This is a genomic window from Methylobacterium sp. WL64, assembly GCF_008039945.1.
In the GTDB taxonomy this organism is placed as follows: Bacteria; Pseudomonadota; Alphaproteobacteria; order Rhizobiales; family Beijerinckiaceae; genus Methylobacterium.
The window spans coordinates 88624-113209 of sequence record NZ_VRVA01000005.1 but is presented as its reverse complement, the minus strand read 5'-3'; the positions used below and the strand labels follow the sequence as shown (position 1 = coordinate 113209).

Genomic DNA, 24586 nt, shown 5'->3' with positions numbered 1-24586 from the left:
ACGTCGTCGGTGCGATCGGACGGACGTGACACGCCCGGATCATGGTCTCAGGCGAGGATCGGAACAGTCAGCGGGGCGGATCCGGGGACGCCGCCGCCGTTTCTGGATCGGCGGACGAAAGGACGGGTCTTCGCGCCGGCCTCGAAGGGACGCCCTGCTTGCGACACTTTCGCGCTCCGCGGACTGCACACACGCATTTGAGTTGCCCCACCGAGGGCCGAATGATCAACCTCCGCCGTTGCACGGGTCGGATAGTGATGGATCGGGCCGCGTGAGTGCAGACGACACGACGGCTGAGCCGGGTCTGCCGCACTTCTTCCTGACGACCTCGGGCTTGCCGCCCGGGGAGGCCTTCGAGCGATGGCGCACCCTCCTGGCGCCGATGTACGCGGTCAGTCCGACGACGCCCTCGGCCCCGTTGCCGTTCGGCAGCAACATCGCGTACCCGATCGATGACCTCGTCGCGCATCGCACGCTGCTCTCGACCCAGCGGCTCCAGCGGGACCGCCGACGCGTCGAGGCCGGTCCCGACCACTACATCGTCCAGCTCTACCGATCCGGCCGTTTCCAGGGCACTGTCGGTGGCAAGCCGGTCTCGGCCTCGCCCGGCACCGTGACCCTCATCGGCCGCCGTCATCTGCTCGACGGGATGCTCGACCGAGCCGATGCGATCGGCATCGCCGTACCCTGCAACCGCCTCCACGGGCTGCCGCTCGAGGAGCACGGCCTGCTCTTCGATGCGACCCGCAACCGGTTGCTGGCCGCGCGCATCTCGGACATCTACCGCCGATTGCCGACCACGCGCGCCGACGAGGCCCCGGCTCTCGCCCATGAGTTCGTGGCCTTCCTGCACCGCCTTCTCGATCGCTCGCAGGCCGCGGACGTGCTGGAAGGTCGCGAGCTCAATGGCGCCCTGCTCGCGCTCGCCAGGGTCATCGTGCAGGAAAACCTGTCGCGGCCGACGCTGTCGCCCGAGTTCATCGCCGAGCAGATGCAGGTCTCGCGGTCCACGCTCTACCGGCTGTTCGAGCCGGAGGGCGGCGTGATGCATTTCGTGCAGGGCGAGCGCCTGCGGGCGGTGCGCGACGCCCTCGCCGATCCGATGGAGCGGCGCACCATCAGCCGGTTGGCCGAGGTGTTCGCGTTCAACACCATCTCGCAGCTCAGCCGCAGCTTCCGCAACCGCTACGGCGCCCCACCGCAGGCTTGGCGTGGCGAGCGCCGGGTGGCCCAACGGATCGGCGGCCAGGGGACGGAGCAACACGTCTGGAAGTGGCTGCGCGAAACGTGATGCCCGCACGGCGGCGTGCCGGATAGACCGACGCCGTGAGACGGCGCCCACTTGGCGCTCCCAATGATTCGGGCCGACCGGTCGGCGCCGGCGGAAGCCCCGGCCGATGTCCGGCACAGGCATTCCTTGCCCGGAAGCACCCGGTCAGGAATGTACCCCGCTGGGAGATCACGTTTGCCGGGCCGATCGTGCCCAGCCTCTCAGGACGGTCACCGGCTTTTCGTGCCTGTGCAGCAATCGGAGCGCCACGCTTGAGGCCGCACGCCCCGGCGGCCTAAGACCCCCGCTCACCGATTGCGCCCCGGAGACCGATGTCGGGCTTCAGCTTCATCCACGCGGCGGACCTGCATCTCGGCAGCCCGCTCTCAGGCCTCGCGACCCGGGACGCGGAGCTCGCCCGGCGTCTCGCCACGGCCGGGCGGCAGGCGTTCGAGGATCTGGTGACGCAGGCGATCGAGCGGCGGGTCGCCTTCGTGGTGGTTGCCGGGGATATCTACGATGGCGACTGGGCCGACAACACGATCGGGCTGTTCTTCGCCCGGCAGGTGGCGCGCCTCGACCGGGCCGGCATCCCGACCCTCCTGGTCCGCGGCAACCACGACGCCGAGAGCGTGATCACCCGCTCGATCACCCTGCCGCCCTCGGTGCACGTGTTCCCGGCGGCCCGAGCCGAGACCCTGCGTCTCGAGGCCGTGCGGGTCGCCGTGCATGGCCGCAGCTTCCAGGCCCGGGCCGTGGAGGAGAACCTGTCGCTCACCTACCCGGCCGCCCTGCCCGGCTGGTTCAACCTCGGGATCCTCCACACTTCCTGCACCGGCCACGCCGCCCACGAGACCTACGCGCCCTGCTCGATCGCCGACCTGGCCGGGCGGGGCTACGAGTACTGGGCGCTGGGCCACATCCACGAGTTCGCCGAGCTGTCCCGGGATCCCTGGATCGTGTTCCCCGGCAATATCCAGGGCCGCAGCGTGCGCGAATGCGGCGCGAAGGGCGCGGTCCTGGTCGAGGTCGCGGACGGGCGGGTCACCGGCCTCAGCCGCCTCCCCCTCGACCGGGCGCGCTTCGAGCAGGTCACCGTCGACCTGGGCGCGGCCGCCGACACGAGCGCGGCGCTGGACCTTGTCGAGGCCGCCCTGCGGCCCCTGGCGGAGGTGGCGGCGCGGCGCCTCGTGCTGGTGCGGGTCCACCTCACCGGCACGACGCCGGCCCACGACGCGCTGTCGGCCGACCGCGAGGGCGTCACCGCCGAGATCCAGGCCGCCGCCCACCGGCTGCACGAGGACATCTGGCTGGAGCGCCTGAAGATCGAGACCCGCCGGCCCCGCGCTCCCGTGGACGCCTCCGGGGCGGCGATCGACCCGGCGGCTTTGCTGGCCGACCTCGACCGCGACCCGGATTTCCGCACCCGCGCCAAGGCCGCCCTCGCCGAGATCGGCGCGCGGATGCCCGCCACCGCGGCGGCCGAAGCCGACCTGGAGGCCGAGTTCGACGCGCTCTGCGCCGAGGCGGAGGCGCTGATCCTGGGCCGCCTCGGCGGCCGGCACTGCTGAGGCGCGTTCCATGCGGCTGATCCGCCTCGCCCTGGAGCGCTACGGCGCCTTCACCGACCGGACCGTGAGCTTCCGGCCCGACGCCCGCCTGCACGTGGTGCTGGGCGCCAACGAGGCCGGCAAGAGCACGGCACTCGCGGCGGTGACCGACCTCCTGTTCGGCTTCGAGAAGACCACCCGGTACGCCTTCCTGCACGACATGCCGCTGCTGCGCCTCGGCGCCGAGGTCGAGGCCGCGGACGGGCGCCGCCTGGCGTTTCGCCGCCGCAAGGGCAACACCCGGACCTTGATCGACGCCGACGAGGCGCCGCTGGCGGACGACGCCCTGGCGCCATTCCTCGGCGGCATCTCCCGCACGGTGTTCTGCCGCGCGTTCGGGTTGGATGCCGGAAGCCTCCGGGCGGGCGGGCGCGAGATGGTGGATGTCGAGGGCGAGGTCGGCGCCAGCCTGTTCGCGGCGGGCTCGGGCCTGCGCGGCCTCACCGAGCTGCAATCCGCCCTGGACGCCGAGGCCGAAGGCATCTTCGCGCCCCGGCAGGCCAAGCACCGGACCTTCTACCAGGCACTGGAGCGTCACGAGACCGCCCGCAAGGCGATCCGCGAGAAGGGCCTACGGGCCGGGGACTGGCGCGCGCTCAACGACGAGATCGCCGCCGCCGCCGAGAAGCTCGATGGGCTCCGGGCCGAGACGCAGCGCATCGCGACCGAGCGCGCCCGGCTGGAGCGGCTGAAGCGCGCCCGGCCGATCGTCGCCGAGATCGATGTGCTGGATCACCGGATCGCCGCCGATTCCGGCCTCGCCGAGGCGGATGCCGCCTGGATCGAGCGCCTGGGCGCCGCCCTCGAAAGCTGCCGCAAAGCCGAGGCCGAGGCGGCCCGGACCGACGCCGCCCTCACCCGGGCACGCGGCGAGGCCGAGTCCGTGCCCGTAGAGGCGGCGCTGATCCTGCACACCGAAGAAATCCTGGCGGCGTTCAGCGGAACCAAGGAGTTCGAGAAGGGTGGCACAGACCTGCCCCGGATCGAGGGCGACGCCCACAAGGTGGGACTCGACTTGGAGCGCCTGCGCGCCCGGATCGGCGTCCCGGACCTCGCTTCCCTGGAGGCCGGCCAGCCCACCGACGCCGCCCGCGCCCGGGTCGAGCGCCTGATCCGCGACGGCCGGGCCCTGGCCGCCGCCGAGGAGCAGATCGCCCGCGACGGCGCCGCCGCCCAGGCCGAGCGCGACCGGCTGGCCCGGGAGGTCGAGGCGGCCGGCGCCACCCACGATCCGACGCCGCTGCGCGAGGACCTGAAGCCACTCGCGAAGCTGCACGAGCGCATCGCCGCCCACGAGGCCCTGGAGACCGCGATCCGGCGGGAAGCGGCGCTCTTGCGCAACCAGGCCGGCCGGTTGTCGCCGCCGGTGGCCGACACCGCCGTTCTGGCCCGCCTGCCCCTGCCCGCCGCCGACACGGTGGCACGCTATCGCACCCTGCTCGACGGCAAGCGGCGCGAGCACGAGCGTGCTGCAGACCGCCGTGACGCGGCGCACAGCCAAGCTGCCTCCACCCGTGACCGCCTGCGCGAGCGCGAGGCCGGCCGGCCGATCGCCACCCAAGAGCGGCTCGACGCCGCCCGTACGGCCCGCGATGCCGCCTTCGCGCTCCTGCGCGACGCCCTCGCGGCCGGGCGCACCGCCGGGCCCGGTGCGATCGCGGTCTACGAGCGCGCCCTGTTCGAGGCAGACCGCCTGGCCGACGCGCGCGCCGCCGACGCCGCCCGGGTCGCGGCCCACGCCGCCGACCTTGACCGGCTGGCCGCCGAGGACGCGGCCTGCGCGGCGGCGGATCGGGTGCTCGCCGGGATCGTCCAGGACGTCGCCGAGGGCGAGGCCGCCTGGCGCGAAGCGTGGCGGCCTGCCGGCCTCGTTCCCGGCCCGCCGGCCGAGATGGCGGCCTGGCTCACCGAGACCGAAAACCTGATCGAGGCCGAGCAGCGCCTGGCCGAGCAGCGGATCGAGCGGGACCGGCTCTCGGCCCGGATCGAGGCCGCCCGGGCGCCGCTCGCCGGCCTGTTCGCCCGCGCCGGCCTCGATCCCGCCCCCGATCTCGAGGTCGGGCAGGCGCTCGAGCGGGTGGAGACGCGGGTCGCCACCCTGGCGAGCCGGTGGGAGGCCAATCTTCAGACCGCCGGCCTCCTCCGCGCGGCTGCGGCGACCGCCCAGAGGCTCGATGCGGCCCTGGCCGAGACCGAGGCCCGCCGGGCCGCCTGGCAGGCCGAGTGGGCGGAGGCTCTGCGCCCCCTCGGTCTCGCCGCGGGCGCCCGTCCCGACGAGGCCGAGAGCGCCCTGGAGGCGTGGCGCGCCGTTCCGGATCGCCTCACGGCCCGCGCCGACCTGCAGCGCCGGGCGACGGGCCTGCGGCGCGACCGGGAGGCGTTCCGGGTCACGGCCGCGTCCCTGGTCGACGCCTTGGCCCCCGACCTCGCCGGCACGTCGCCGACCGCAGCCGTCCGCACGCTGCATGACCGCCTGGTCGCCACCCAGGCCCGGGCGGCCCGCCGTGCCGAGCTGGACCGGCGCCTGGCGGATTCGGAGGAGGCGGCACAGGCCGCAGCCGGGCTGCACGCCGCCGCCCGGGCCGAGCTGACCCGGCAGATTGCGCAGACCATGCCGGACCTCGCCGCCGCGCCCATCGCGGGGATCGAGGTGGTGTTCGGGCGGCTGAACACCCGGGAGTCGCTCCGGGCCGAGCGCCTGCGCCTGCGTGGCAGCCTCGCGGGCGCCGCCGACGGTTTGCCGGAAGCCGAGATCCGCGCCGGCCTCGACGCCTTGCCCCCGGAGGCGGTCGAGGCGGAACTCGCCCGCCTCGCCATGGAGGCCGAGGAGCAGGCGGAGCGCGGCCAGGTCATCTACGCCGACCGCGACCGCGCCGAGCGGCGCCGGGCGGAGCTGGAGGGCGGCAGCGGCGCCGAGCTGGCCGCCGCCGAGCGCAAGGCCGCCGAGGCGGATCTGCAGGCGGCGTCCCGCTCCTGGGCGGTGCTGCGGCTCGCCGGCCTGATGCTCGGCCAAGCGGTGGCCCGGCACCGGGCCGGCCAGCAGGACCCCCTGGTGGCGCGGGCCGGAGCCCTGTTCCGCGCCCTCACCGGCGGCGGCTTCGCGGGGCTGGCCCAGACCTACGACGAGGCCGACACCCCGAAGCTCGCCGGACAGCGCGCGGGGGGCGGGCTGGTCGGGATCGAGGGCATGAGCGAGGGTACCCGCGACCAGCTCTACCTCGCCCTGCGCCTCGCCTACCTGGAGGATTACGCCGGGCGCGCCGAGCCGGCCCCCTTCATCGGCGACGATCTGTTCTCGACGTTCGACGAAGCGCGAACTGGATACGGCCTCGACGCGCTGGCCGAGATCGGTGCCAGCGTCCAGCCGATCCTGTTCACCCACCACCGCCACGTCGCCGAGATCGCCCGGGACCGGCTGGGGGACGCGGTGGACGTTTTGGAGCTGTAGGGGGCGGTTTTGACCGAAGAGCGCGGCCGTCCGGCAACTCCGTTGGCTACGACCGCCCCAACGGCGGGGAGTAACCCTCTCCGTCATGCCGGGGCGCCGTAGGCGATCCCGGAATCCAGTGCCGCCGACCGCGCAAGTCCTTCAATGGTCGGCGGTTATGGTTCCCGGGCTCTTCTGCGTGGCCCCGGGATGGCGAGGCGGGGGATCGTACGGTTTTTGAACCCTCACTTGCTGCAGCAGGAGCGTTTCGTCCGTTGAATGCCCCGCTCCGCTGATGGCAGGCGCGCGGTCCTCGCGGAGAAGGTACTCGTTGGGTTCCCCCTTGCCGCAGTGGAGAGCTCAGCCCCCCAGATACCGCGCCTCCAGATGCGCCCGGAACGCTGCCGTCCCGAGCGGCGTCCCCGTCGCCCGCACCAGCAAATCATCCGTCCCGAGGAGGCTGCCCACTTCGTGCACGTTGGCCCGCAGCCAGGTCCGCAGCGGCGCGAAGTCGCCCTCGGCCAGGCAGCCCGGCAGGGCGGGCTCCGCGGTGCGGGCCGCCCGGAACAGCTGGGCCGCCGCGAGCGCGCCGAGCGTGTAGGTCGGGAAGTAGCCGAACGCCCCGCTCGGCCAGTGGATGTCCTGCAAGCAGCCGAGGCGGTCGTCCGGAACCGTGAGGCCGAGGAGGTCGCGCAGGCCGTCGTTGAAGGCGCCGGGCAGGTCGGCCACCGCGAGGTCGCCCGCGATCATCGCGGTCTCCAGCCGGTAGCGCAGCAGGATATGGGCCGGGTAGGTCGCCTCGTCGGCATCGACCCGGATGAAGCCCGGCCGGACCCGGGTGTTCAGCGCGTGCAGGTTCTCCGGCGACCATTCCGGCCCGGAGCGGCCGAACGCCTCCCGCAGCAGCGGCGCCAGATAGGTGAAGAAGTCGCGGCTGCGGCAGGCCTGCATCTCGACGATGAGCGACTGGCTCTCGTGAAGGCTCATGCCCCGGGCCGCCCCCACCGGCTGGTGCCGCCACGCGGCGGGACGGCCCTGCTCGTAGAGGGCGTGGCCGGTCTCGTGCAGCACGCCCATCAGGGCGCGGCCGAAATCGGCCTCGTCGTAGCGCGTGGTGATGCGCACGTCGTCGGTGGCTCCCCCGCAGAACGGATGCAGGCTGATGTCGAGCCGGCCGCGGCTGAAATCGAAGCCGAGCGCGCTCATCAGCTTGAGGCCGAGGGCGCGCTGCGTGCCGACGTCGAACGGGCCTTCCAGTGGCAGCGGCGCCGGGCGGGAATCCTGAATCTCCCGGGCGCGGGCGATCAGGTCCGGCAGCCAGCTCGTGAGATCGGCAAACAGCGGGTCGATCACCGATCGGCGCATCCCGGGATCGTAGCTGTCGAGCAGCGCGTCGTAGGGATCGAGCCCCAGCGCCGCACCCTTGGCCTGCCCGATCTCGCGCTGGAGCCGCAGAACTTCTTCCAGATAGGGCGCCAGCCGGGCGAAGTCGGCGTCGCGCCGCGCCTCCCGCCAGACCATCTCCGACCGGGACACCGCCCGCGAGCTGGCCTCGACCAGATCCCGGGGCACGGCGGCGCCGTGGGCCTGGGTCCGCCGCATCTCCCGCAGGTTGGCGGCCGGCCACGGATCGAGGGCCCCCGCCGCCTCGGCCGCGTCGATCTCGCCACGCGTTTCGGGCGCCGTGAGGATCTCGTGTGCCAGCCCGCGCAGGATCGCCAACTGGTCGCCCCGCGCCTCGGCCGCCCCGTCGGGCATCAGCGTTTGCGCATCCCAACCAAGGATCCCGGCCGCCCCTTCCAGGGCCGCCAGGCGGGAGAAGCGCTGTTCGAGGATCTGGTAGGCGGTCATGAGATCATCCGTCCCGGTCGGTTCCCGATCGTCGCGCCTGCATGCTTACGTAGGGCGTCGATCTATAGGATATAATTCCTTGATCCTGTCAAGCGTAAGCGTCACTCACCCCGCCTGCAGCATCTCCAGCTCCAGCCACCGGTCCTCCGCCTGCGACAGCTCAGTCTCGGCCTGGGCGAGCATGGCGGTGGCCTTGTCGAACCGGGCCGGGTCGCGGGCGTAGAGGTTGGCATCGTCCAGGACCGCCTTGAGCTGCCCGATCGCCGCTTCCAGCTTCGCGATGCGGGCCGGGAGCGTCTTCAGCTCGTGCTGATCCTTGAAGCCGAGCTTCGGCTTGCCGGAGGCCTGCGGGGCCGGGGCGGCGGACTGGCGCTCGCGCGGCCCCTTCTTGGCCGTGACCGTGCGCGCCTCGACCCCCTGCCCGCGCTGGACCAGCATGTCGCTGTAGCCGCCGGCATATTCCATCCAGCGGCCCGCCCCCTCCGAGACCAGCACGCTGCTGGCGACCCGGTCGAGGAAGTCGCGGTCGTGGCTGACCAGGATCAACGTGCCCTGGTAGTCGCCGAGCATCTCCTGGAGCAGGTCCAGGGTCTCGAGATCGAGGTCGTTGGTCGGCTCGTCCAGCACCAGCAGGTTGGCCGGTTGCGCCAGCGCGCGGGCGATCAACAGGCGGTTGCGCTCGCCGCCGGACAGCACCGAGACCGGGGTCCGGGCCTGCTCGGGGGTGAACAGGAAGTCCTTGAGGTAGCCGATGACGTGGCGGCTCTGGCCGTTCACCGTGACGCTGTCGCCCCGGCCGCCGGTGAGCACCTCGGTGACGGTCATCCCGGGCTCCAACGTGGCCCGCGCCTGATCGAGCACCACCGGCATCAGGTTGGTGCCGAGCACGATCTGCCCCGAATCGGGGGCGAGGCGGCCCATCAGCAGGTTGATCAGCGTCGACTTGCCGGCGCCGTTGGCCCCGACGATGCCGAGCCGGTCGCCGCGCATCACCCGCAGCGACAGCCCGTCCACGATGGTCCGCTCGCCGTAGGCCTTGGCGATATCCCGGGCCTCGACCACGAGGCTGCCGGACGATTCGGCCTCCGAGGCCTGCATGCTGACGCTGCCCACCGGGCGGCGGACCTCGCGGCGGTTCTGGCGCAGCTCGTGCAAGTTGCCGAGGCGGCGGACGTTTCGCTTGCGCCGCGCGGTGACGCCGTAGCGCAGCCAATGCTCCTCCGCGACGATCTTGCGGTCGAGCTTGTGCTGGTCGCGCTCCTCCTCTTCGAAGAAGGCGTCGCGCCAGGCCTCGAAATTCGAGAATCCCTGCTCGATCCGGCGCGTTTCCCCGCGGTCCAGCCAGATCGTGGCCCGGGACAGCGCGGAGAGAAACCGCCGGTCGTGGCTGATCAGGACCATGGCGGCGCGGGTGCCGCGCAGCTCCGCTTCGAGCCACTCGATCGCCGGAAGGTCGAGATGGTTGGTCGGCTCGTCGAGGAGCAGCACGTCGGGCTCCGGCGCCAGCGCCTGGGCCAGCGCCGTGCGCCGGCCCTCTCCGCCCGAGAGCTTGGCCGGATCCTCCGCCCCGGTCATCCCGAGGCTTTCCAGCAAGTACTTGGCGCGATAGGTCGATTCGCCCGGCGGCAACCCGGCCTCGACGAAATCGAGGGTGGTCGAGAAGCCCGAGAAATCCGGCTCCTGGGCCAGGTAGCGGATCGTGGTCCCGGGCTGCAGGAACAACCGCCCCTTGTCCGGCTCGACCAAGCCGGCGGCGATCTTCATCAGCGTCGACTTGCCGGAGCCGTTCCGCCCGACCAGGCAGGTCCGCTCGCCGGGGGAGATGGTCAGGTCGGCGCGGTTGATCAGCGGGGTGCCGCCGAAAGTGAGCGCGATATCCTGGAGGGTCAGAAGCGGGGGAGCGGCCATGCCGGGCTTATGGCAGCGCCGGGCTTCCGGTTCAAACGGTGCCGCCCCGCGGGGCGGGGCGGCACACGCGCTCAGGCGATCGGGTTGGCCGGCCCGGTGGGCGGGCTGATCTCCGGCGGGCCGGGATCGTTCACCGGGATCTCCGGCGGCTGGATGCCGGGCGCCTCGGCCGGGGTGTTCCCGGGGATCTCGGGACCGGGCGGCTGCGTCGGGGCCTGCGGCGGCTCGTAGGGAGCGTCCGGCACCGGCGTGGGCTGCGGCGGAACCTCGGGCACTTGGCCGGGATCGGCGAGGGTGAAGTCTGGCACGGCTGTCCTCCAGATGGCCCGCGGTGCTGGGCTGCACCGTTCGGGCGGCAACGAGGGCCTGCCGCTCCGGTTCCGGCGTGCTACTTCTTGGTGAGGAGGAGATTGCCCTCCTTGCTCGCCACCTTCTGAATCTTCTCGGCGAACAACGCGAGCAGGAACGGCAGCTTCACCTCGAGGCGCACGCTCTCGGGGCCGACATCGATGGTGCCGCCGATCTTCTGGGTCATCGCCGAGACCCCGAAATCGAGGCGATCGCCCGTCCAGGCGAGCTGGTCGACGCTGACGCCGCTCTTGGCCAGGAAGGCCCGCGCCTGGTCGGTGCCGTGCTCGAGGCGCCGCTTGGCCTCGTCGCGGCCGAGGTCGTGCGGGATGTCGACGATCAGGGGTTTGGGCATGGGGCGGCTGGGTCCGGACTGCTTTCGCAGCACATGGGGCCTCCCGATGCCGCAGACAACGTCGGGAGGCCGCAGGGCTTCAGGACAGGCTCGCCCTGCAAGCCGTCAACGCCGGGTCTTCAGTTCAGGACCTGAAGCGAGACGTAGCTCGTGCCGCCCATACCGAGGGCACGCGCCGAGCCCCGCGAGAGATCGATGATCCGGCCATGCACGAACGGGCCGCGATCGTTGATGCGCACCACCACCGAGCGGCCGGTCCTGCGGTTCTCGACGCGGACCCGGGTTCCGAACGGCAGGCTGCGATGGGCAGCGGTCAGTCCGTTGGGGTTGAAACGCTCACCGTTCGCGGTGCGATGGCCGCTCCCGTACCAGGAGGCCCCGCCGCTCTGGGCGGCAGCCGGGAGGGTCGTTCCGACGATGGCAGACAGCATTCCAACGGTGGCCACGAACTTACCGAAACCAGATGTCATTCTTCCCGCATTCCCTTGTTGTTTCCGGGACGGCGCAAGTCGTTTCAGAAATCGACCGGAATAAGGCGGCCTTTCCGGCCTGCTGCGGGTCACATTTTAGCCGGTTTTCAGCTGGTCATGCAGATTACATTACGTTTTGTATCTCAATATTTCTCGGAGGTCTTCGATTTGTAGACACGACAGTCGTTCGCGGTAATCGGTAAGTTCTGATCGCGGATGCCGCAACGGTCCTACGATGCGCTCTAATTCCTAAGCCCTGCGTGGGGTGTGACCCTGTATCCCGCTCAGTTGGACGCGAGCGTCATTCGGACGTGACAATTGTCGTTCGGAATGCCGGAGTAAGAATGGGCCGTTCGGTACCCGCACTCCGTCAGCAAAGCCCAGCCCCAGCAATTGACGACGCGCCTGTAGGCACGCGTCGATGGCTGGCTTTCTCTGCTGAAAGACTGGCGGATCGGGCGCTAGGCAGAAAATGCAGCCCCAGAACGGGACGCGCGGCGGAAGAATCCGAAAACCCGGCCTTTACCGTGTCCGACGCATGGTCTGCCGGTCAGTCGCGTAACCGGTGTTTGCCATGGCTTCCCCGCGTACCGTGGCTGCCGATGCCGTCGCCCGGAAACAGGTCTCGCGTGCCGGGCGGCCCGCATCGGCGCCACGGATGGGTCTCGTACCCGCCCAGCGTCCCCTTCCCCTTGACCAAGTTCTGGTCGGGGATTGCATCTCGGCCATGAACGCGCTGCCGGCTTCGAGCGTCGACTGCGTGTTCGCCGACCCGCCCTACAACCTGCAGCTCGGCGAAGCCGGCCTGCTGCGTCCGGACCAGAGCCGTGTCGACGCGGTCGACGACGACTGGGACAAGTTCGCGACCTTCGAAGCCTACGACAGCTTCACCCGCGAATGGCTCGCCGCCTGTCGCCGCGTGATGAAGCCGAACGCGACCCTCTGGGTGATCGGGTCGTACCACAACATCTTCCGGGTCGGGAGCGCGTTGCAGGATCTCGGTTACTGGATCCTCAACGACATCGTGTGGCGCAAGGCCAACCCGATGCCGAACTTCCGCGGCAAGCGCTTCACCAATGCCCACGAGACCCTGATCTGGGCCTCGCGATCGGCAGATTCGAAAGGCTACACCTTCCACTACGACGCGCTGAAGGGAGGCAACGAAGACCTCCAGATGCGCTCGGACTGGTTCATCCCCCTCTGCACGGGCGAGGAGCGGCTGAAGGATGCGGAGGGCCACAAGGTCCATCCGACCCAGAAGCCCGAAGCGCTGCTCGCCCGCACCCTGATGGCGGCGACCAATCCCGGCGACGTGGTGCTCGACCCGTTCTTCGGCACCGGCACCACCGGTGCCGTCGCCAAGCGCCTCGGCCGCCGCTTCATCGGCATCGAGCGCGAGGCCACCTACGCGAAGGCCGCCATGGAGCGGATCGCCGCCGTCCAGCCGCTGTCGAAGGCCGCCCTGATGGTGGCGCCGACCAAGCGCGCCGAGCCGCGGGTGCCGTTCCTCTCGGTGATCGAGGCCGGGCATATCCGCGCGGGCGAGATCGTCACCGACGAGCGGCGCCGCTTCCGCGCCACGGTGCGTCCGGACGGCCAGCTCGACAACGGCCTGGTCATCGGCTCGATCCACAAGATCGGCGCCCTGGTCCAGGGTCTTCCGGCCTGCAACGGCTGGACCTTCTGGCACGTCGAGCGTTCGGGCAAGCCGTTGGTGATCGACAGCTACCGGGCCGGCCTGCGGCAGGCGATGGCGAACGGCTGAGCCCTCCCCGTATCGGTCCTGGGATCCCAAAGGGCCGAGCCCTCTGGGATCCCGCTTCCTTTGGAACTAGCGGCGCCGCGCGGCGCCCGGTCGGCGCGGCGTCGATCGCGCGCGCACCGGCGCAACAGGCGCCTCCGGCTCGCCATCCAAGAAGTCGTCCGTGTCCGGCGGTGGCTCCGGTGCCGGTTTCGGCCGGGGCTTGGGGACTGCGCGCACGCTCGGCCGGGGCTCCGGATCGGCCATCGAGATCGGCGCCTCCATGGCCGCGAGCAGCGGCATCGCCGGTGGCTCCTTCTTGGGGCGGCCGCGCGGCTTCTTCTCGGGCTCCGGCTTCGGGTCGAAGGCGTGGGCCAGCACCTTGCGCATCAGGCCTGGCAGCGGCTCGTCGTCCAGCGCGCTGCGCGGGGTGAAGCGCATGCCCGGCGGCGTCGGGGTCGAGAGCGCGACCCGGGCCGCGAACACGGTCAACTCCAGCGGGAAGTGCGTGAAGCCGTGCCGCACCAGGCCCGGCAGCCGCTTCCAGCGAGCGTCGATCGGCGCGTCCAGCAGGGCCGCGGCGACGTCGTAATCCGGTTCCCAGGCGCTGCCGGGCGGCTCGGCCATGGTGCCGAGCAAACCCTCCGGCGGACGCGTCCGCAGCAGTACCGCCTCGTCGCCGCTGCGAATCGCCACGAAGGCTGCGCCGCGGCGCAGCGCCCCTTTCGCAACCTTGATCTTGCGCGGGAACGTGTCCTGCGTGCCGCGTGCCCGGGCCTCGCAGGGCCGCATCCACGGGCAGAGCGCGCATGCGGGGCGCTTGGGCGTGCAGATCGTCGCGCCGAGATCCATGAGCGCCTGCGCGAAGTCGCCGGGCCGGTCGTGCGGCACCAGGGCCTGGGTCAGCCGACGGATCTCCGGGCGGCTGCCGGGCAGCGGCGCCTCCACGGCGAACACCCGGCTCAGCACCCGCTCGACATTGCCGTCGACCGCGGCCTCCGCCCGCTCGAACGCGATCGCGGCGATCGCTCCGGCCGTGTAGGCGCCGATGCCCGGGAGCTTGCGGAGGCCCTCGGCCGTGTTGGGGAAGCGGCCCGCCGCCGCGACGGTTTTGGCGCAGGCGTGGAGGTTGCGGGCCCGGGAATAGTAGCCGAGCCCGGCCCAGGCCGACATCACCGCCTCCTCGGGGGCTCCGGCCAGCGCATTCACGTCGGGGAAGCGCGTCAGGAAGCGCTCGAAATACGGGCGCACCGCCGCGATCGTGGTCTGCTGCAGCATCACCTCGGAGAGCCAGACCCGGTAGGGATCGGGCACCTCGCCGGCGAGCGCGCGCCACGGCAGGACCCGCCGGTGCCGGTCGTACCAGGCGAGCAGGTCGTCGGCGCGTGGTCCGGGAGCGGACCCGGAATCCGTGGCTGAACAGGTCGGCATGGGCCAGGCTGCATACCCGGAGGGACCGGGCGATCATAGGCCCGCCCGGCGCCGGGGCGGTGCTCCCTTCTTAAACGAAGCTGCGCTACCGTGATGCGATTCATCCGGGGGCGAGGCCCAGAGCACCATGGCGCGCGTCAAACCGCTGGCCGAGCTGATCGAGAGCTGCATCGGGCCCGCCTTCGCGGCGCAGGGCTTCGCGTCCACCGATATCCTGGCGGCCTGGCCGGAAATCGTCGGCGAGCGGCTGGCCCGCTATTGCCGGCCCTCGAAGCTCGAATGGCCCAAGCGCCGCCGCAAGGAGGCCGACGCGCCGGAATCCGGCACGCTCGTGGTCCGGGTCGAGGGCGTCTTCGCGATCGAGCTCCAGCATCTCGCGCCTGTGGTGATCCAGCGCATCAACGCGCATTACGGCTGGGCCTGCGTCTCGCGCATCGTGCTGCAGCAGGACCGGGTCGGCCGCGGCGGCCGGCCGGCGCCGCGCACCGGTATCGACCCGTCCCGGGCCGTGGAGGTGAAGCGCGCGGTGGCCGGGATCGAGGATGACGGGTTACGCGCCGCCCTGGACCGCCTCGGGATCGCCGCGGTGGCCACGCGGCCGGAGCGCTGACCTGCCGGTTTCAGCGGCGATTGCGTCATCTTGCCAGGAAAGCCGCGCCCGAGTACCCGCATCGGGACGCCAAGATAAAAACGCCAAGACCAACCAGATCCGGCGGAGCCTGCCCATGACCACGCGACGCGACGCTCTCAAGTTCACCGGCCTCGCGCTCGGCGCCGGATTGGCCCTGCCTTACCTGGCCCGCTCGGCCTGGGCGCAGAACGCCGATCTGGCCGCCCTGATGCAGCCGGGCCCGCTCGGCGACGTCTGGCTCGGCCCGGCCGATGCCAAGTGCACGATCATCGAATACGCCTCGATGACCTGCTCGCACTGCGCCGCGTTCCATCGCACCACCTGGCCGGTGCTCAAGGAGCGCTACATCGATACCGGCAAGGTGCGCTTCACTCTGCGCGAATTCCCCCTCGACCCGCTGGCCACCGCAGCCTTCATGCTGGCGCGCTGCCAGGGCGAGGCCAAGTATTACCCGATCACCGACCTGCTGTTCGACCAGCAGCCGGCCTGGGCCTTCACCCAGAAGCCCGTCGACGCGCTCGAGCAGATGCTCCGTCAGGCCGGCTACACCAAGGAGACGTTCGAGGCCTGCCTGAAGGACCAGAAGGTCTACGGTGCGGTCAACGCCGTGAAGCAGCGCGGGCTGGACGTGATGAAGGTCGATTCCACGCCGACCTTCTTCATCAACGGCGAGCGCTACACCGGCGAGATGACGATCGACGGCATGGAGAAGGTCATCAAGCCGATCATCGGCGCCTGATCGTCGCGGCGGTCGATGCGCGAAGCACCACCGCAGAGCCAGGGCTAAAACCTGAAAACAACATAAAGATCAAGTACTTACTATGTATCGACGTCGCCTTGACACCCAAGATAGGCGAAACTATGGTGCGCCCGCTTGATGGGGGCGTCCAGCCGGTTTCAGATCCTCCCGCCCTGTGAGTTTCAGCCGTGAGCGGCGACGATTCCAGGGACGGGAAAGAGACCGCGGGAACGCCGACGGACAGCGAACTCTCCGCGAGGCTCAGACGTCTCGAGACGCAGATCGAACGGAAGCGTCCGCAGGCCGCTCCCGATCCTTCCTTGCGGCCTCGGGGTACCGGGCCCTCCTCGCTCGGTCAGGCCATGACGATCTCCACGGAGTTCGTCGCAGGCGTGATTGCGGGGGGCATACTCGGCTGGATCGTCGATCATGTCTTCGGGACGAAACCCTGGGGCCTGATCGTCCTCCTCATGCTGGGGTTCGTGGCGGGGATCTACAACGTGATGCGGGTGTCTGGTTTTGCCGGCGCGCGTCCCGGACGAGGCGATCGGCAGGAGCCATAAGGCGCGCCGGTCGATAGGGGTTTGAGGCGATCGACGCTGTCGATGCGCCGGATCAAGAGGGGCGGAAGCGGGAATGGCGGTCACGATCGACCCGATCCATCAGTTCGAGCTGAAGCCGCTCGTATCGCTCGGCCATATCGGCCATCAGCAACTCGCGTTCACGCAATCCGCCCTGTACATGTTCGCCGCCGTCGGCGTGATCGCCCTGATCACGATCGTGGCGACGGCATCGCGCTCGGTGGTTCCGGGGCGGATGCAGTCGCTGGCCGAGATCTTCTACGAGTTCATCGCCGACACGCTCCACCAGGCGACCGGCGACGGCGGCAAGCGGTTCATGCCGCTTGTGTTCTCCCTGTTCATGTTCGTGCTGATCCTGAACCTGTTCGGGATGATCCCGTACGCGTTCGCCGTGACCAGCCACCTGGTCATCACCTTCGGCCTCGCCGCCCTGGTGATCTCCGTCGTGGTGATCTTCGGCGTCATGAAGCACGGCACCCACTTCTTCGGGCTGTTCGTGCCGTCGGGCGTGCCGAAGCCGCTGCTGGCGATCCTGGTGCCGATCGAGATCATCTCGTTCATCTCGCGGCCGATCAGCCTGTCGGTGCGTCTGTTCGCGAACGTGCTCGCCGGCCACATCGCGATGAAGATCTTCGCGTTCTTCGTGGTCCAGCTTCTTCTCGCAGGGGCCTGGAGCGTGCTATCGCCCCTCCCGCTGTTCCTGACGATCGCGCTGACCGCTCTCGAGTTCCTCGTTGCGGCGCTTCAGGCCTACGTCTTCGCGACGCTGACGGCGATCTACCTCAACGACGCTCTCCACCCCGGCCACTAGGCGCACGCCCAGGCCGCTTAGCTTCACCCCGGCCTCCGGACTTGGCCGGCTCCACCCGCCGCGAACGTCACCGCACGTTTCGATCTGAAGAGACCTCAGGAGTTATCATGGATCCCGTCGCTGCGAAGTACATCGGCGCCGGCCTCGCCTGCCTTGGCATGGCGGGTGCAGGCATCGGCCTCGGCAACCTGTTCGGTCAGTTCCTCGCCGGCGCCCTTCGCAACCCCTCCGCGGCCGACGGCCAGCGCGCCACGCTGCTCCTGGGCTTCGCCCTGACCGAGGCGCTGGGCATCTTCTCGCTGCTCATCGCGCTGCTGCTGCTCTTCGCCGTCTGATCGACGCGCTCGGAGGCCGCGGACACCGCGGCCTCCACCGGGCTCTCACCGCCCGACCAACGGGTGGACGCTTCGCGAACGAGGCGTCCGCCTTCTTCCGTCACCGCGTCGGCGGTGACCTGTGCGAACGGTGTCAGTGTAGCGGTCTCATGGCGCAGCCGAATCCCCTCACCACGCCGCCCCCGGGCGCCGACACGCAGCTCGTGCCCGGCCATGTCGAGCACACGGAAGCGCATAGCGGTGCCTTCCCGCCCTTCGAGACCTCCGGGTTCCTGTCGCAGCTGATCTGGCTCGCGCTGGCCTTCGGTCTCCTCTATTACCTCATGGATAAGGTTGCGCTGCCGCGGATCCAGGCGATCCTGCACGCTCGCGCCGAGCGCCTGCGGACCGATCTCGACCAGGCCCAGGCCATGAAGTCCGAGGCCGATGCCGCCGGTCTGGCCTACGAGACCGCGCTTCGCGATGCGCAGGGCAAAGCCCGCGACATCGCCCAGACCACCCGGAACGAGCTGGCCGCCGAGGCCGATGCCAAGCGCAAGGCGCTCGAAGCCGACCTGAACACGAAGCTCTCGTCCGCCGAGGCGACGATCCGCACGCGGACCGAGGCTGCGATGGGCAACGTCCGCAGCATCGCCGGCGAGACCGCGGTGGCGATCGTGGAGCGCCTGACGGGCCAGGCGCCCGATCCGGCGACCCTCGACCGCGCCCTCGACGCCACCGCACACTGAACGGGAACCCACGATGCTGCTCGAAGCCGAATTCTGGGTCGCCGTCGCGTTCGTCATCTTCATGGGGATCGCCTGGAAGGCCGGCGCCTTCTCGACCATGACGAAGGGCCTCGACGGTCGCGCCACCCGCGTCCGCCACGAGCTCGACGAGGCCAAGCGCCTGCGCGAGGAGGCCGCCACCGTGCTGGCCGACTACAAGCGCCGTCGCGCCGAGGCCGAGAAGGAAGCCGAGTCGATCATCGCCAGTGCCCGCGAGGAGGCCAAGCGCGCCGCCGAGGAAGGCCATCGCAAGCTGGACGACTTCCTGGCCCGGCGCACCAAGGCCGCCGAGACCAAGATCGCGCAGGCTGAGGTGCAGGCCGAAGCCCAGGTCCGGGCGGCGGCAGCCGATGCGGCCGTGAAGGTCTCCGAGACCATCCTGCGCGAGCGGATGCAGGGCGATGCCGCGCAGGGCCTGATTCGCGCCAGCCTCGGCGAAGTTCGGACCCGCCTGCGGTCCTGATTCCGAAGGGTTCACGCCGACGAGAAGCCGCCTCCGGGCGGCTTTTTTCGTTTGAATGCCACGGATGCCGGTTCCCGGCCGCGACCCGGTCCCGACGGCGGTGTGGCAGGGACGTCACCGCGTGGGGACGATCCGAAGCGTTGCCGGGAGCACGTAGGGTGAGCCCGGCAGGTGCGCGCCGTCGCCCTCCCGCCGCACGCTGATCGCGTAATCCTGGCGCGGAGAGAGCAGCCCGACCGGGAGGTCCAGCGCGAAACCGCATCGGCCCGTGCCGATACCTTCGATGGCGAGATCCTCGCGGAACAGGTCGGCCCGGCAGCGTCCGAGGACGCGCCGGTCGACCGCCACCAGGATGGCGACCGGAACGTCCGGAGCATCCATCTCCCACGCCCAGCCGACGATGCGGCGATGACTGAGCACGTCGATACTGCCGCGCATCGTCATGGTGTCGCTTTCCGAAATCAGGCGACCTGCGCCCGGCTCCATTCACCCGTTGCATCGAGCCGCATGGCGCCGATCTTGGCTCCGTCGGCCGAGCGACGCACCGATACGGTTTGGAAGACGCCGACCGCGAGCGGCACGTCGAGACCCAGGTCGAACCCGTGCCGCCCCTCCCCGATCGCGGCCGCACCGAGATCGGGCCGATCGATCTCCGCCAGCGTCATGGCGACCACGGCGCCGTCCAAGAGGACATCCAGGCAGACCGGTCCACTCGGATGCGCGGCATCCTGTGCCCAACCGGCGACGCGCAGGTCGCCGTTCCGGACCTCGCACAAATCCAGGCTGCCTCGGAGATCACCGAAACCCGGCTCGTTCACCGACAGGCCGGCCCGCTGGATCAGGCGACGGGCCAGCGCCGTGAGGGTCGGACCATCCTCCACGCGCTCGGCATAGGGCGCAGCTGTCGGACGCGTTCCCGGCCAGCCCATGCCGCCGTCGAACCGCGCGCGCAGGCCGGCTGCAGGGAAGAAACTCTCGGCCGGTGCTCCCTCGGCCAGCAGCAGGTCATGCGCGTCGAGTTCGACATGCCAGTAGGTCAGGTCGGCCACCGCCTCACCGCGCGTGATGGACCGGCCGTTGACGAGATGGCCCGCGGCGACGAGCAGGCCGTCCAGATGGAGCGCATGGTCCGGCGAGACCCAGAGGTCCCGGAACGGTATGCCGTCCGCCAGGGCACCTGCCTTGATGCGGATGGGCCGGTCCGCTCGCGGAGCGGTCGAGCCGGGATAGCGGCGCGTGCCGATCCAGCGGATCGGCCGAAGCGGCCCGGAGGCGGTCACCACCCGCTGCCCGACCCGGAGATTCTCGACTGCGACCTCACCGTGTTCGGTCAGGATGCGGTCGCCGGTGCAGTAGCACGGCGCCGGAGTGGCGGATGGCGACGATCCGGGCGTGGCCTCCGTGCTGGACGGCGCCGCGGCCGCACCTGTCGCGGGCGATGATGTCGCCGCGCCGGATGTCGGCGACGATGCTGCGGGACCTGACACGGATGACGACGCGGCTGCCCCTCCCCGGATGGGTGACGACCCGACCGCTATCGGGGCGACCGAACGGGCGGCGGCGGCTCCGTAGAGGCCCGGATCGTACCCATCCGGAGACGAAACCCGGCCCTGAGGGACCGCGACCGCGTTCGTGCTGTTGGAGTAGACCCGGATGTAATCGATGTTCGATGTGATCGGGCTTCCCGTGGCGGTCCCTTCGCTCCGGACCGCCAAATCGGCGAGCAGATACATCGGGCTGTGTAGATCCGACGGCGTGATCTGCGATCCGGTCAGCTGGCCGTCGACGTAGAAGCTGATTTTGTCCGCCTGCCAATTCATCCCGTAGGTGTGATAGCCGGATGGATTGTTGAGGCCGGTGACGACTTGCCGATTGGTCTGCCAGGGTATGCCGTTCTGCGGATCGGTCGTGTGGATCGTGCTGTAGACGCTCCGGTCGTCGTTGCCATAATGCTCGACGACGTCCAGTTCCTGGTGACCATTGGTTGCGCTCGACGTCGGACTCTGCTGGTTCGGCAGCAGCCAGAACGCGTCCCAGGCATTCGAATCGTTGGAGAAATCCGCCCGGATCTCGAAGTAGCCGTAGGTCTGCGAGAAGTTGCCCTGCGTAGAGATCAGGCCCGATTCCCAGCTGCCTAGAACGCCCGACGCGGTTCGGTCGGGCACGGCCGTGATCGAGAGCGTGCCGTTCTGGACGCTGAACGGATCGTAGCCTGACGACGGATCCACGAAGGATGAACGCCCGAAGCCGACATCAGCTTTGCCGTCGGCCGTTCGCCATTCGGCGCGGATGTCCGCGTAGGTGGTCCCGGCCCCGTTCGAAGAGATGCTGCGGCTGTTGAACTCGTCGTCGAACGTCAGCCGATAGCCGGTCAGATCAACCATTCAGCCGCCCCTCTTAGTCAGATTGTCCACTATTAAACGCTAATCTCGGCGTTAATCATCGGTCATTAACAATGATTAAATGGTAAACGAAGCGTTACACAATGTCTTCGGCGCGTCGAACAATGTCTTCGGCGCGTCGATAAGAGGCGTCGGACGCCGGGCCGCGACCCGACCGGGGATCTGCGTTGGCGCGGCTGTTCCGGGTGGTGCCGCAATGATCCGGATGCCAACCGACGACACCGGGTTCGTCGATCCAACGCCGACGGTCTCTTGTCGACCGTGAAGTCCGCGCTGAGACGACTGACGGCACGGTATGTCCGGGCAGCAGGTTGCGAACATCGACGCCGGGTCTGCGTTCACCGGGAACGGAAGTTCCGGGAGACGGCATGGCGGACAAGGCGCGGATCGTGATCGTCGGTGGTGGGGTTGCGGGAATCGAGGTGGCCACCAGCCTCGGCCGCGGTGGCAAGGCCGAAATCGTGCTCGCCGATCGCAGCCTGTCACATGTCTGGAAGCCGATGCTTCATACCTTCGCCGCCGGCACCGCCCGGCCCGATCGGCAGAAGGTTGATTTCTTCGCGCAGGCGCGCCGGAACGGCTTCCGGTTCCAGCCCGGGACCCTGATTGGGATCGACCGCGCGACCCGCCGGGTGCGCCTCGCGGTCGAGGCGGCGCAGGGGCGGCCGGACGTCGATCTCGACTACGATCTCCTGGTCCTCGCCATCGGCAGCAGGGCCAACGATTTCGGAACCCCCGGCGTCGCCGAGCACTGCCTGACCATCGATGACCTCCCCGAGGCGGAATCGTTCCACCGGCACCTGCGGCGCCACCTGCTGGCCCGGCTCGACAGTCCCGACCGGCTCGAGATCGCCATCGTCGGCGGCGGCGCCACCGGTGTCGAATTGGCCGCGGAGCTGAAGCACGCCATCAACCTAGCGTCGGATTACGGCTCGCCGGATCTGCCGCGCCGGCTGCGCCTGACCCTCATCGAGAGCGGTCCGCGCCTCCTGCCGGCGTTCCCGGAGCGGGTCTCCCAGGCCGCCGCCCGGACCCTGTCGGATCTTGCCGTGGAGGTACGGACCGGCGCCATGGTGACGGGCGCGGACGCATCTGGCTTCACCCTACAGGATGGCAGCCGCATCTCGGCCGGTTTGAAGGTCTGGGCCGCCGGCGTGAAGGCCCCGGACGTGCTCGGTGCCGTCGAGGGGCTGGAGCGGTCGCGGACCGGCCAGCTCACGGTCGGCCCCGACCTGCGCACGACCCGGGACCCGGCGATCGTCGCGCTCGGGGATTGCGCCAGCCTCGTCGACCGCAAGACCGGTAAACCCGTGCCGGCCACGGCCCAGGCGGCGCGGCAGCAGGCGCAGCACCTCGCGTCCCACCTCGGTCGGGCGCTGGCCCGGGGCGACACCGTCGCGACCGAGCTGCCGCCGTTCCAGTATGTCGAGAAGGGCGCCATCGTCTCGCTGGCCGATTTCAACGGATGGGGCACCCTGGGGCGCTACACGTTCGGTGGCGGCCGGCTGAACGGCCTCTCGGCGCGGCTCACGCACGACCTGCTGTACCGGCAGCACCAGATCGGCCTGTACGGCCCCCTCCGTGGGACGATGACCTGGATCCTCGATGACCTCGACCACCTGATCAGCCCGCCGGTGAGCCTCGATTAGCCCCTAGGCACGCGCGAACTGGAGACCGGTTCGGCGTCAGCAAGCGCGTCCGGTCAGTCGGGGCGGTCGCCCTCGACCTCTTTGGTCTCCTCGACCTGCGGGGCGACCTGGCCGTAGTTCAACACCGCCACCAGGGTGACGCCGCCGAAGACGTTGCCGAGCAGCGTCGGCAGGAAGAACCGGTACCCGTAATCTTCGAGCGAGGCCGCGCCGGTGATCAGCAGGTAGAAGGCTTCTACGGAGCCGGCGACGATGTGGGCGAGCCCGCAGAGCGAGACCAGCCAGGTCATCAGCAGGATCACGATCGGCGCCGCGCTGCCGGTGGCCGGCAGGAACCAGACCATCAGGGCGATCATCCAGCCGGCGAACACCGCCTTCACGAAGGTGGCCCAGAACCCGTGCGCGATGGCGTCGTGGCTGATCTCCGCGAAGGCCTTGAGCACCGGCGGCTCGAACGCGCCGGCGCCGGCGAGCACCGCGGCGATGGCAAGCGTCCCCAGGATGTTGCCGCATAGGACGATCAGCCAGAGCCGCACCACCCGGAAGGCGGTCTTCACCGTCCGGTCGTGCAGCAGCGGCAGGATCGGCGTGATGGTGTTCTCGGTGAACAGCTGCTGGCGCCCCAGCACCACGACCAGGAAGCCCACCGCGTAACCCATCGTAGTCACGATCTTGGCCCAGTCGGCCTCCGGCAGGTGGCTCTTGAGCACGCCCGGCACGATCAGCGACAGCGCGATGCTGAGGCCCGCGGCGAAGGCGGAGAGGAACAGGGCGATGCCGTGGCGGCGCAACTCCTCGTCGCCCTCCAGACGGATCACCTCGTGCAGCACGTAGGCGTCGGGGCGGCCGATCTCGGACACCTCCTTCAGCAACTCGTCGCGCCGCGCCTCCTTGTCGGCCCGGTCCCTCTGATCTTGGATCATCCGTTCAGCTCCCTGACGCCACGCGACCGAACGTGAGAGTGTCAGGTCGTGAGCCGCGCCACGAGCGCTTCGACCGCCGCCTTCGCCTCCGTCAGGGCCTGCGCATCCCGGCTGCGCACCACGATCCGGTTGCGGAATCCCTCCGGCGTCAGCGCCGGGTAGGAGCCGATCGACACGGCCGGCCGGGCCCGGGCGATCTCGCCGAGCTCGCTCGCGTACTGACCCTCGGGAAGCCCGACGGCCTCGATGGTCTCGGAGATCATCGCGGCACCGCCTTTCAGCGTCGGCGCGACGGCATCGAGCATGGCCTGCATGATGCTCGGCACCCCGGCCATGACGTGGACGTTGCCGATGCGGAAGCCCGGGGCCTTCGACACCGCATTGGGGATCAGGTCGGCGCCGAACGGGATCCTCGCCATGCGCAGGCGGGCCTCGTTCAGGTCCTCGGGCTTGTGGCGTTCCAGCAGCATCGCCCGCGCCCGCTCGTCGATGTCGATGCCGACCCCGAAGGCCTGGGCGACGCAATCGGCGGTGATGTCGTCGTGGGTGGGCCCGATCCCCCCGGTGGTGAACAGGTAGGTGTAGCGCGCCCGCAGGACGTTCACCGCCTCCACGATCATCGCGGCCTCGTCGGGCACGATCCGCACCTCGCGCAAGTCGATCCCGGCGGCGGTGAGGAAATCGGCGATGGTGCCGATGTTCTTGTCCTTGGTACGCCCCGATAGGATCTCGTCGCCGATGACGAGGATCGCGGCCGTGATCGGATCGGAAGGCTGGTCCATGGAACTCTGTCGGCGAGGAGCAGGTCGAGGCCGGATCGCGGTCCGGCCGACGGTATCCCGCGCGCATCGGTCTCGCCGCCGCAGCGGTGACA

22 protein-coding genes are annotated in these 24586 nt (G+C 70.2%); 12 read left to right on the top strand and 10 right to left on the bottom strand.

Annotated elements, in window-relative coordinates; genetic code table 11:
* Window positions 1–271 precede the first annotated feature (271 nt).
* The 3 genes from FV242_RS04660 (at window position 272) to FV242_RS04650 (ending at window position 6328) form a co-directional block, all read left to right on the top strand.
* The gene (locus FV242_RS04660; RefSeq protein WP_147938097.1) at window positions 272–1291 is read left to right on the top strand and encodes a helix-turn-helix domain-containing protein; all 1020 of its coding nucleotides are present in this window, start codon (window positions 272–274) and stop codon (window positions 1289–1291) included.
* A 311-nt stretch (window positions 1292–1602) separates the two neighbouring features.
* The gene (locus tag FV242_RS04655) at window positions 1603–2841 is read left to right on the top strand and encodes a DNA repair exonuclease (RefSeq protein ID WP_147938096.1); all 1239 of its coding nucleotides are present in this window, start codon (window positions 1603–1605) and stop codon (window positions 2839–2841) included.
* Window positions 2842–2851: 10 nt separating this feature from the next.
* Window positions 2852–6328 carry a YhaN family protein gene (locus FV242_RS04650; protein ID WP_147938095.1) on the top strand — a complete coding sequence of 1159 codons (3477 nt, stop codon included), beginning with the start codon at window positions 2852–2854 and terminating at the stop codon, window positions 6326–6328.
* 339 nt (window positions 6329–6667) lie between these two features.
* Here FV242_RS04650 and FV242_RS04645 read toward each other — a convergent pair whose 3' ends face one another.
* The 5 genes from FV242_RS04645 to FV242_RS04625 all read right to left on the bottom strand — a co-directional run bounded on the left by FV242_RS04645 (window position 6668) and on the right by FV242_RS04625 (window position 11200).
* Window positions 6668–8158: a carboxypeptidase M32 gene (locus FV242_RS04645; protein WP_147938094.1), complete on the bottom strand. Its 1491-nt coding sequence runs from the start codon at window positions 8156–8158 to the stop codon at window positions 6668–6670.
* Between the two features lie 105 nt (window positions 8159–8263).
* Window positions 8264–10066, bottom strand: coding sequence for an ATP-binding cassette domain-containing protein (locus FV242_RS04640; RefSeq protein ID WP_147905761.1), 1803 nt, complete (start codon window positions 10064–10066; stop codon window positions 8264–8266).
* Window positions 10067–10137: 71 nt separating this feature from the next.
* On the bottom strand, window positions 10138–10374 hold the full coding sequence (locus FV242_RS04635; protein WP_147854970.1) for a hypothetical protein: 237 nt from the start codon (window positions 10372–10374) through the stop codon (window positions 10138–10140).
* A gap of 80 nt (window positions 10375–10454) precedes the next feature.
* Window positions 10455–10769: a polyhydroxyalkanoic acid system family protein gene (locus tag FV242_RS04630; RefSeq protein ID WP_147854969.1), complete on the bottom strand. Its 315-nt coding sequence runs from the start codon at window positions 10767–10769 to the stop codon at window positions 10455–10457.
* 119 nt (window positions 10770–10888) lie between these two features.
* A complete protein-coding gene (locus FV242_RS04625; protein ID WP_246692488.1) occupies window positions 10889–11200 on the bottom strand; it encodes a septal ring lytic transglycosylase RlpA family protein in 312 nt (103 codons plus the stop codon).
* Between the two features lie 613 nt (window positions 11201–11813).
* Between FV242_RS04625 and FV242_RS04620 the strand changes: the two genes are divergently transcribed.
* The gene (locus tag FV242_RS04620) at window positions 11814–13004 is read left to right on the top strand and encodes a site-specific DNA-methyltransferase (RefSeq protein WP_281407035.1); all 1191 of its coding nucleotides are present in this window, start codon (window positions 11814–11816) and stop codon (window positions 13002–13004) included.
* 66 nt (window positions 13005–13070) lie between these two features.
* Here FV242_RS04620 and mutY read toward each other — a convergent pair whose 3' ends face one another.
* Window positions 13071–14411, bottom strand: a complete 1341-nt coding sequence (gene mutY / locus FV242_RS04615) for an A/G-specific adenine glycosylase (RefSeq protein ID WP_147938093.1) — start codon at window positions 14409–14411, stop codon at window positions 13071–13073.
* 127 nt (window positions 14412–14538) lie between these two features.
* Here mutY and FV242_RS04610 point away from each other — a divergent pair, with 127 nt between their 5' ends.
* From FV242_RS04610 to FV242_RS04580, 7 genes are all read left to right on the top strand, one after another.
* Window positions 14539–15021 carry a DUF721 domain-containing protein gene (locus FV242_RS04610; protein WP_147905819.1) on the top strand — a complete coding sequence of 161 codons (483 nt, stop codon included), beginning with the start codon at window positions 14539–14541 and terminating at the stop codon, window positions 15019–15021.
* A 115-nt stretch (window positions 15022–15136) separates the two neighbouring features.
* Window positions 15137–15781: a DsbA family protein gene (locus tag FV242_RS04605; protein WP_147938092.1), complete on the top strand. Its 645-nt coding sequence runs from the start codon at window positions 15137–15139 to the stop codon at window positions 15779–15781.
* Between the two features lie 188 nt (window positions 15782–15969).
* The gene (locus FV242_RS04600) at window positions 15970–16344 is read left to right on the top strand and encodes an AtpZ/AtpI family protein (RefSeq protein ID WP_147938091.1); all 375 of its coding nucleotides are present in this window, start codon (window positions 15970–15972) and stop codon (window positions 16342–16344) included.
* A gap of 73 nt (window positions 16345–16417) precedes the next feature.
* Window positions 16418–17173, top strand: coding sequence for a F0F1 ATP synthase subunit A (locus FV242_RS04595; protein WP_147905754.1), 756 nt, complete (start codon window positions 16418–16420; stop codon window positions 17171–17173).
* A 107-nt stretch (window positions 17174–17280) separates the two neighbouring features.
* Window positions 17281–17508: a F0F1 ATP synthase subunit C gene (locus tag FV242_RS04590; RefSeq protein ID WP_007566773.1), complete on the top strand. Its 228-nt coding sequence runs from the start codon at window positions 17281–17283 to the stop codon at window positions 17506–17508.
* A 149-nt stretch (window positions 17509–17657) separates the two neighbouring features.
* Window positions 17658–18236 (top strand): F0F1 ATP synthase subunit B', encoded by a 579-nt coding sequence (locus FV242_RS04585; protein ID WP_147938090.1) that lies wholly within the window; start codon window positions 17658–17660, stop codon window positions 18234–18236.
* A gap of 16 nt (window positions 18237–18252) precedes the next feature.
* Window positions 18253–18738 carry an ATP F0F1 synthase subunit B gene (locus FV242_RS04580; protein ID WP_187193699.1) on the top strand — a complete coding sequence of 162 codons (486 nt, stop codon included), beginning with the start codon at window positions 18253–18255 and terminating at the stop codon, window positions 18736–18738.
* A 114-nt stretch (window positions 18739–18852) separates the two neighbouring features.
* Here the strand turns inward: FV242_RS04580 and FV242_RS04575 are convergent, their stop codons facing one another.
* A complete protein-coding gene (locus FV242_RS04575; protein ID WP_147938089.1) occupies window positions 18853–19182 on the bottom strand; it encodes a hypothetical protein in 330 nt (109 codons plus the stop codon).
* Window positions 19183–19199: 17 nt separating this feature from the next.
* On the bottom strand, window positions 19200–21122 hold the full coding sequence (locus tag FV242_RS04570; RefSeq protein ID WP_147938088.1) for a Hint domain-containing protein: 1923 nt from the start codon (window positions 21120–21122) through the stop codon (window positions 19200–19202).
* Between the two features lie 386 nt (window positions 21123–21508).
* Between FV242_RS04570 and FV242_RS04565 the strand changes: the two genes are divergently transcribed.
* Window positions 21509–22789, top strand: a complete 1281-nt coding sequence (locus FV242_RS04565) for an NAD(P)/FAD-dependent oxidoreductase (RefSeq protein WP_147938087.1) — start codon at window positions 21509–21511, stop codon at window positions 22787–22789.
* 53 nt (window positions 22790–22842) lie between these two features.
* Here FV242_RS04565 and FV242_RS04560 read toward each other — a convergent pair whose 3' ends face one another.
* Both FV242_RS04560 and FV242_RS04555 read right to left on the bottom strand, forming a co-directional pair.
* Window positions 22843–23712, bottom strand: coding sequence for a formate/nitrite transporter family protein (locus FV242_RS04560; RefSeq protein WP_147905748.1), 870 nt, complete (start codon window positions 23710–23712; stop codon window positions 22843–22845).
* Between the two features lie 41 nt (window positions 23713–23753).
* Window positions 23754–24494, bottom strand: coding sequence for a molybdopterin-binding protein (locus tag FV242_RS04555; RefSeq protein WP_147938086.1), 741 nt, complete (start codon window positions 24492–24494; stop codon window positions 23754–23756).
* Between the last annotated feature and the right edge of the window lie 92 nt (window positions 24495–24586).

Excerpts from the sequence above, each read along its gene's own strand:
- FV242_RS04650 (WP_147938095.1), top strand. The coding sequence starts at position 2,852 with ATGCGGCTGATCCGCCTCGCCCTGGAGCGCTACGGCGCCTTCACCGAC.
- FV242_RS04595 (WP_147905754.1), top strand. The coding sequence starts at position 16,418 with ATGGCGGTCACGATCGACCCGATCCATCAGTTCGAGCTGAAGCCGCTC.
- FV242_RS04570 (WP_147938088.1), bottom strand. The coding sequence starts at position 21,122 with ATGGTTGATCTGACCGGCTATCGGCTGACGTTCGACGACGAGTTCAAC.
- FV242_RS04605 (WP_147938092.1), top strand. The coding sequence starts at position 15,137 with ATGACCACGCGACGCGACGCTCTCAAGTTCACCGGCCTCGCGCTCGGC.
- FV242_RS04590 (WP_007566773.1), top strand. The coding sequence starts at position 17,281 with ATGGATCCCGTCGCTGCGAAGTACATCGGCGCCGGCCTCGCCTGCCTT.
- FV242_RS04625 (WP_246692488.1), bottom strand. The coding sequence starts at position 11,200 with ATGCTGTCTGCCATCGTCGGAACGACCCTCCCGGCTGCCGCCCAGAGC.
- FV242_RS04630 (WP_147854969.1), bottom strand. The coding sequence starts at position 10,769 with ATGCCCAAACCCCTGATCGTCGACATCCCGCACGACCTCGGCCGCGAC.
- FV242_RS04620 (WP_281407035.1), top strand. The coding sequence starts at position 11,814 with ATGGCTTCCCCGCGTACCGTGGCTGCCGATGCCGTCGCCCGGAAACAG.
- FV242_RS04560 (WP_147905748.1), bottom strand. The coding sequence starts at position 23,712 with ATGATCCAAGATCAGAGGGACCGGGCCGACAAGGAGGCGCGGCGCGAC.
- FV242_RS04555 (WP_147938086.1), bottom strand. The coding sequence starts at position 24,494 with ATGGACCAGCCTTCCGATCCGATCACGGCCGCGATCCTCGTCATCGGC.
- FV242_RS04575 (WP_147938089.1), bottom strand. The coding sequence starts at position 19,182 with ATGACGATGCGCGGCAGTATCGACGTGCTCAGTCATCGCCGCATCGTC.
- FV242_RS04610 (WP_147905819.1), top strand. The coding sequence starts at position 14,539 with ATGGCGCGCGTCAAACCGCTGGCCGAGCTGATCGAGAGCTGCATCGGG.
- FV242_RS04655 (WP_147938096.1), top strand. The coding sequence starts at position 1,603 with ATGTCGGGCTTCAGCTTCATCCACGCGGCGGACCTGCATCTCGGCAGC.
- FV242_RS04585 (WP_147938090.1), top strand. The coding sequence starts at position 17,658 with ATGGCGCAGCCGAATCCCCTCACCACGCCGCCCCCGGGCGCCGACACG.
- FV242_RS04645 (WP_147938094.1), bottom strand. The coding sequence starts at position 8,158 with ATGACCGCCTACCAGATCCTCGAACAGCGCTTCTCCCGCCTGGCGGCC.
- FV242_RS04640 (WP_147905761.1), bottom strand. The coding sequence starts at position 10,066 with ATGGCCGCTCCCCCGCTTCTGACCCTCCAGGATATCGCGCTCACTTTC.
- FV242_RS04565 (WP_147938087.1), top strand. The coding sequence starts at position 21,509 with ATGGCGGACAAGGCGCGGATCGTGATCGTCGGTGGTGGGGTTGCGGGA.
- mutY (WP_147938093.1), bottom strand. The coding sequence starts at position 14,411 with ATGCCGACCTGTTCAGCCACGGATTCCGGGTCCGCTCCCGGACCACGC.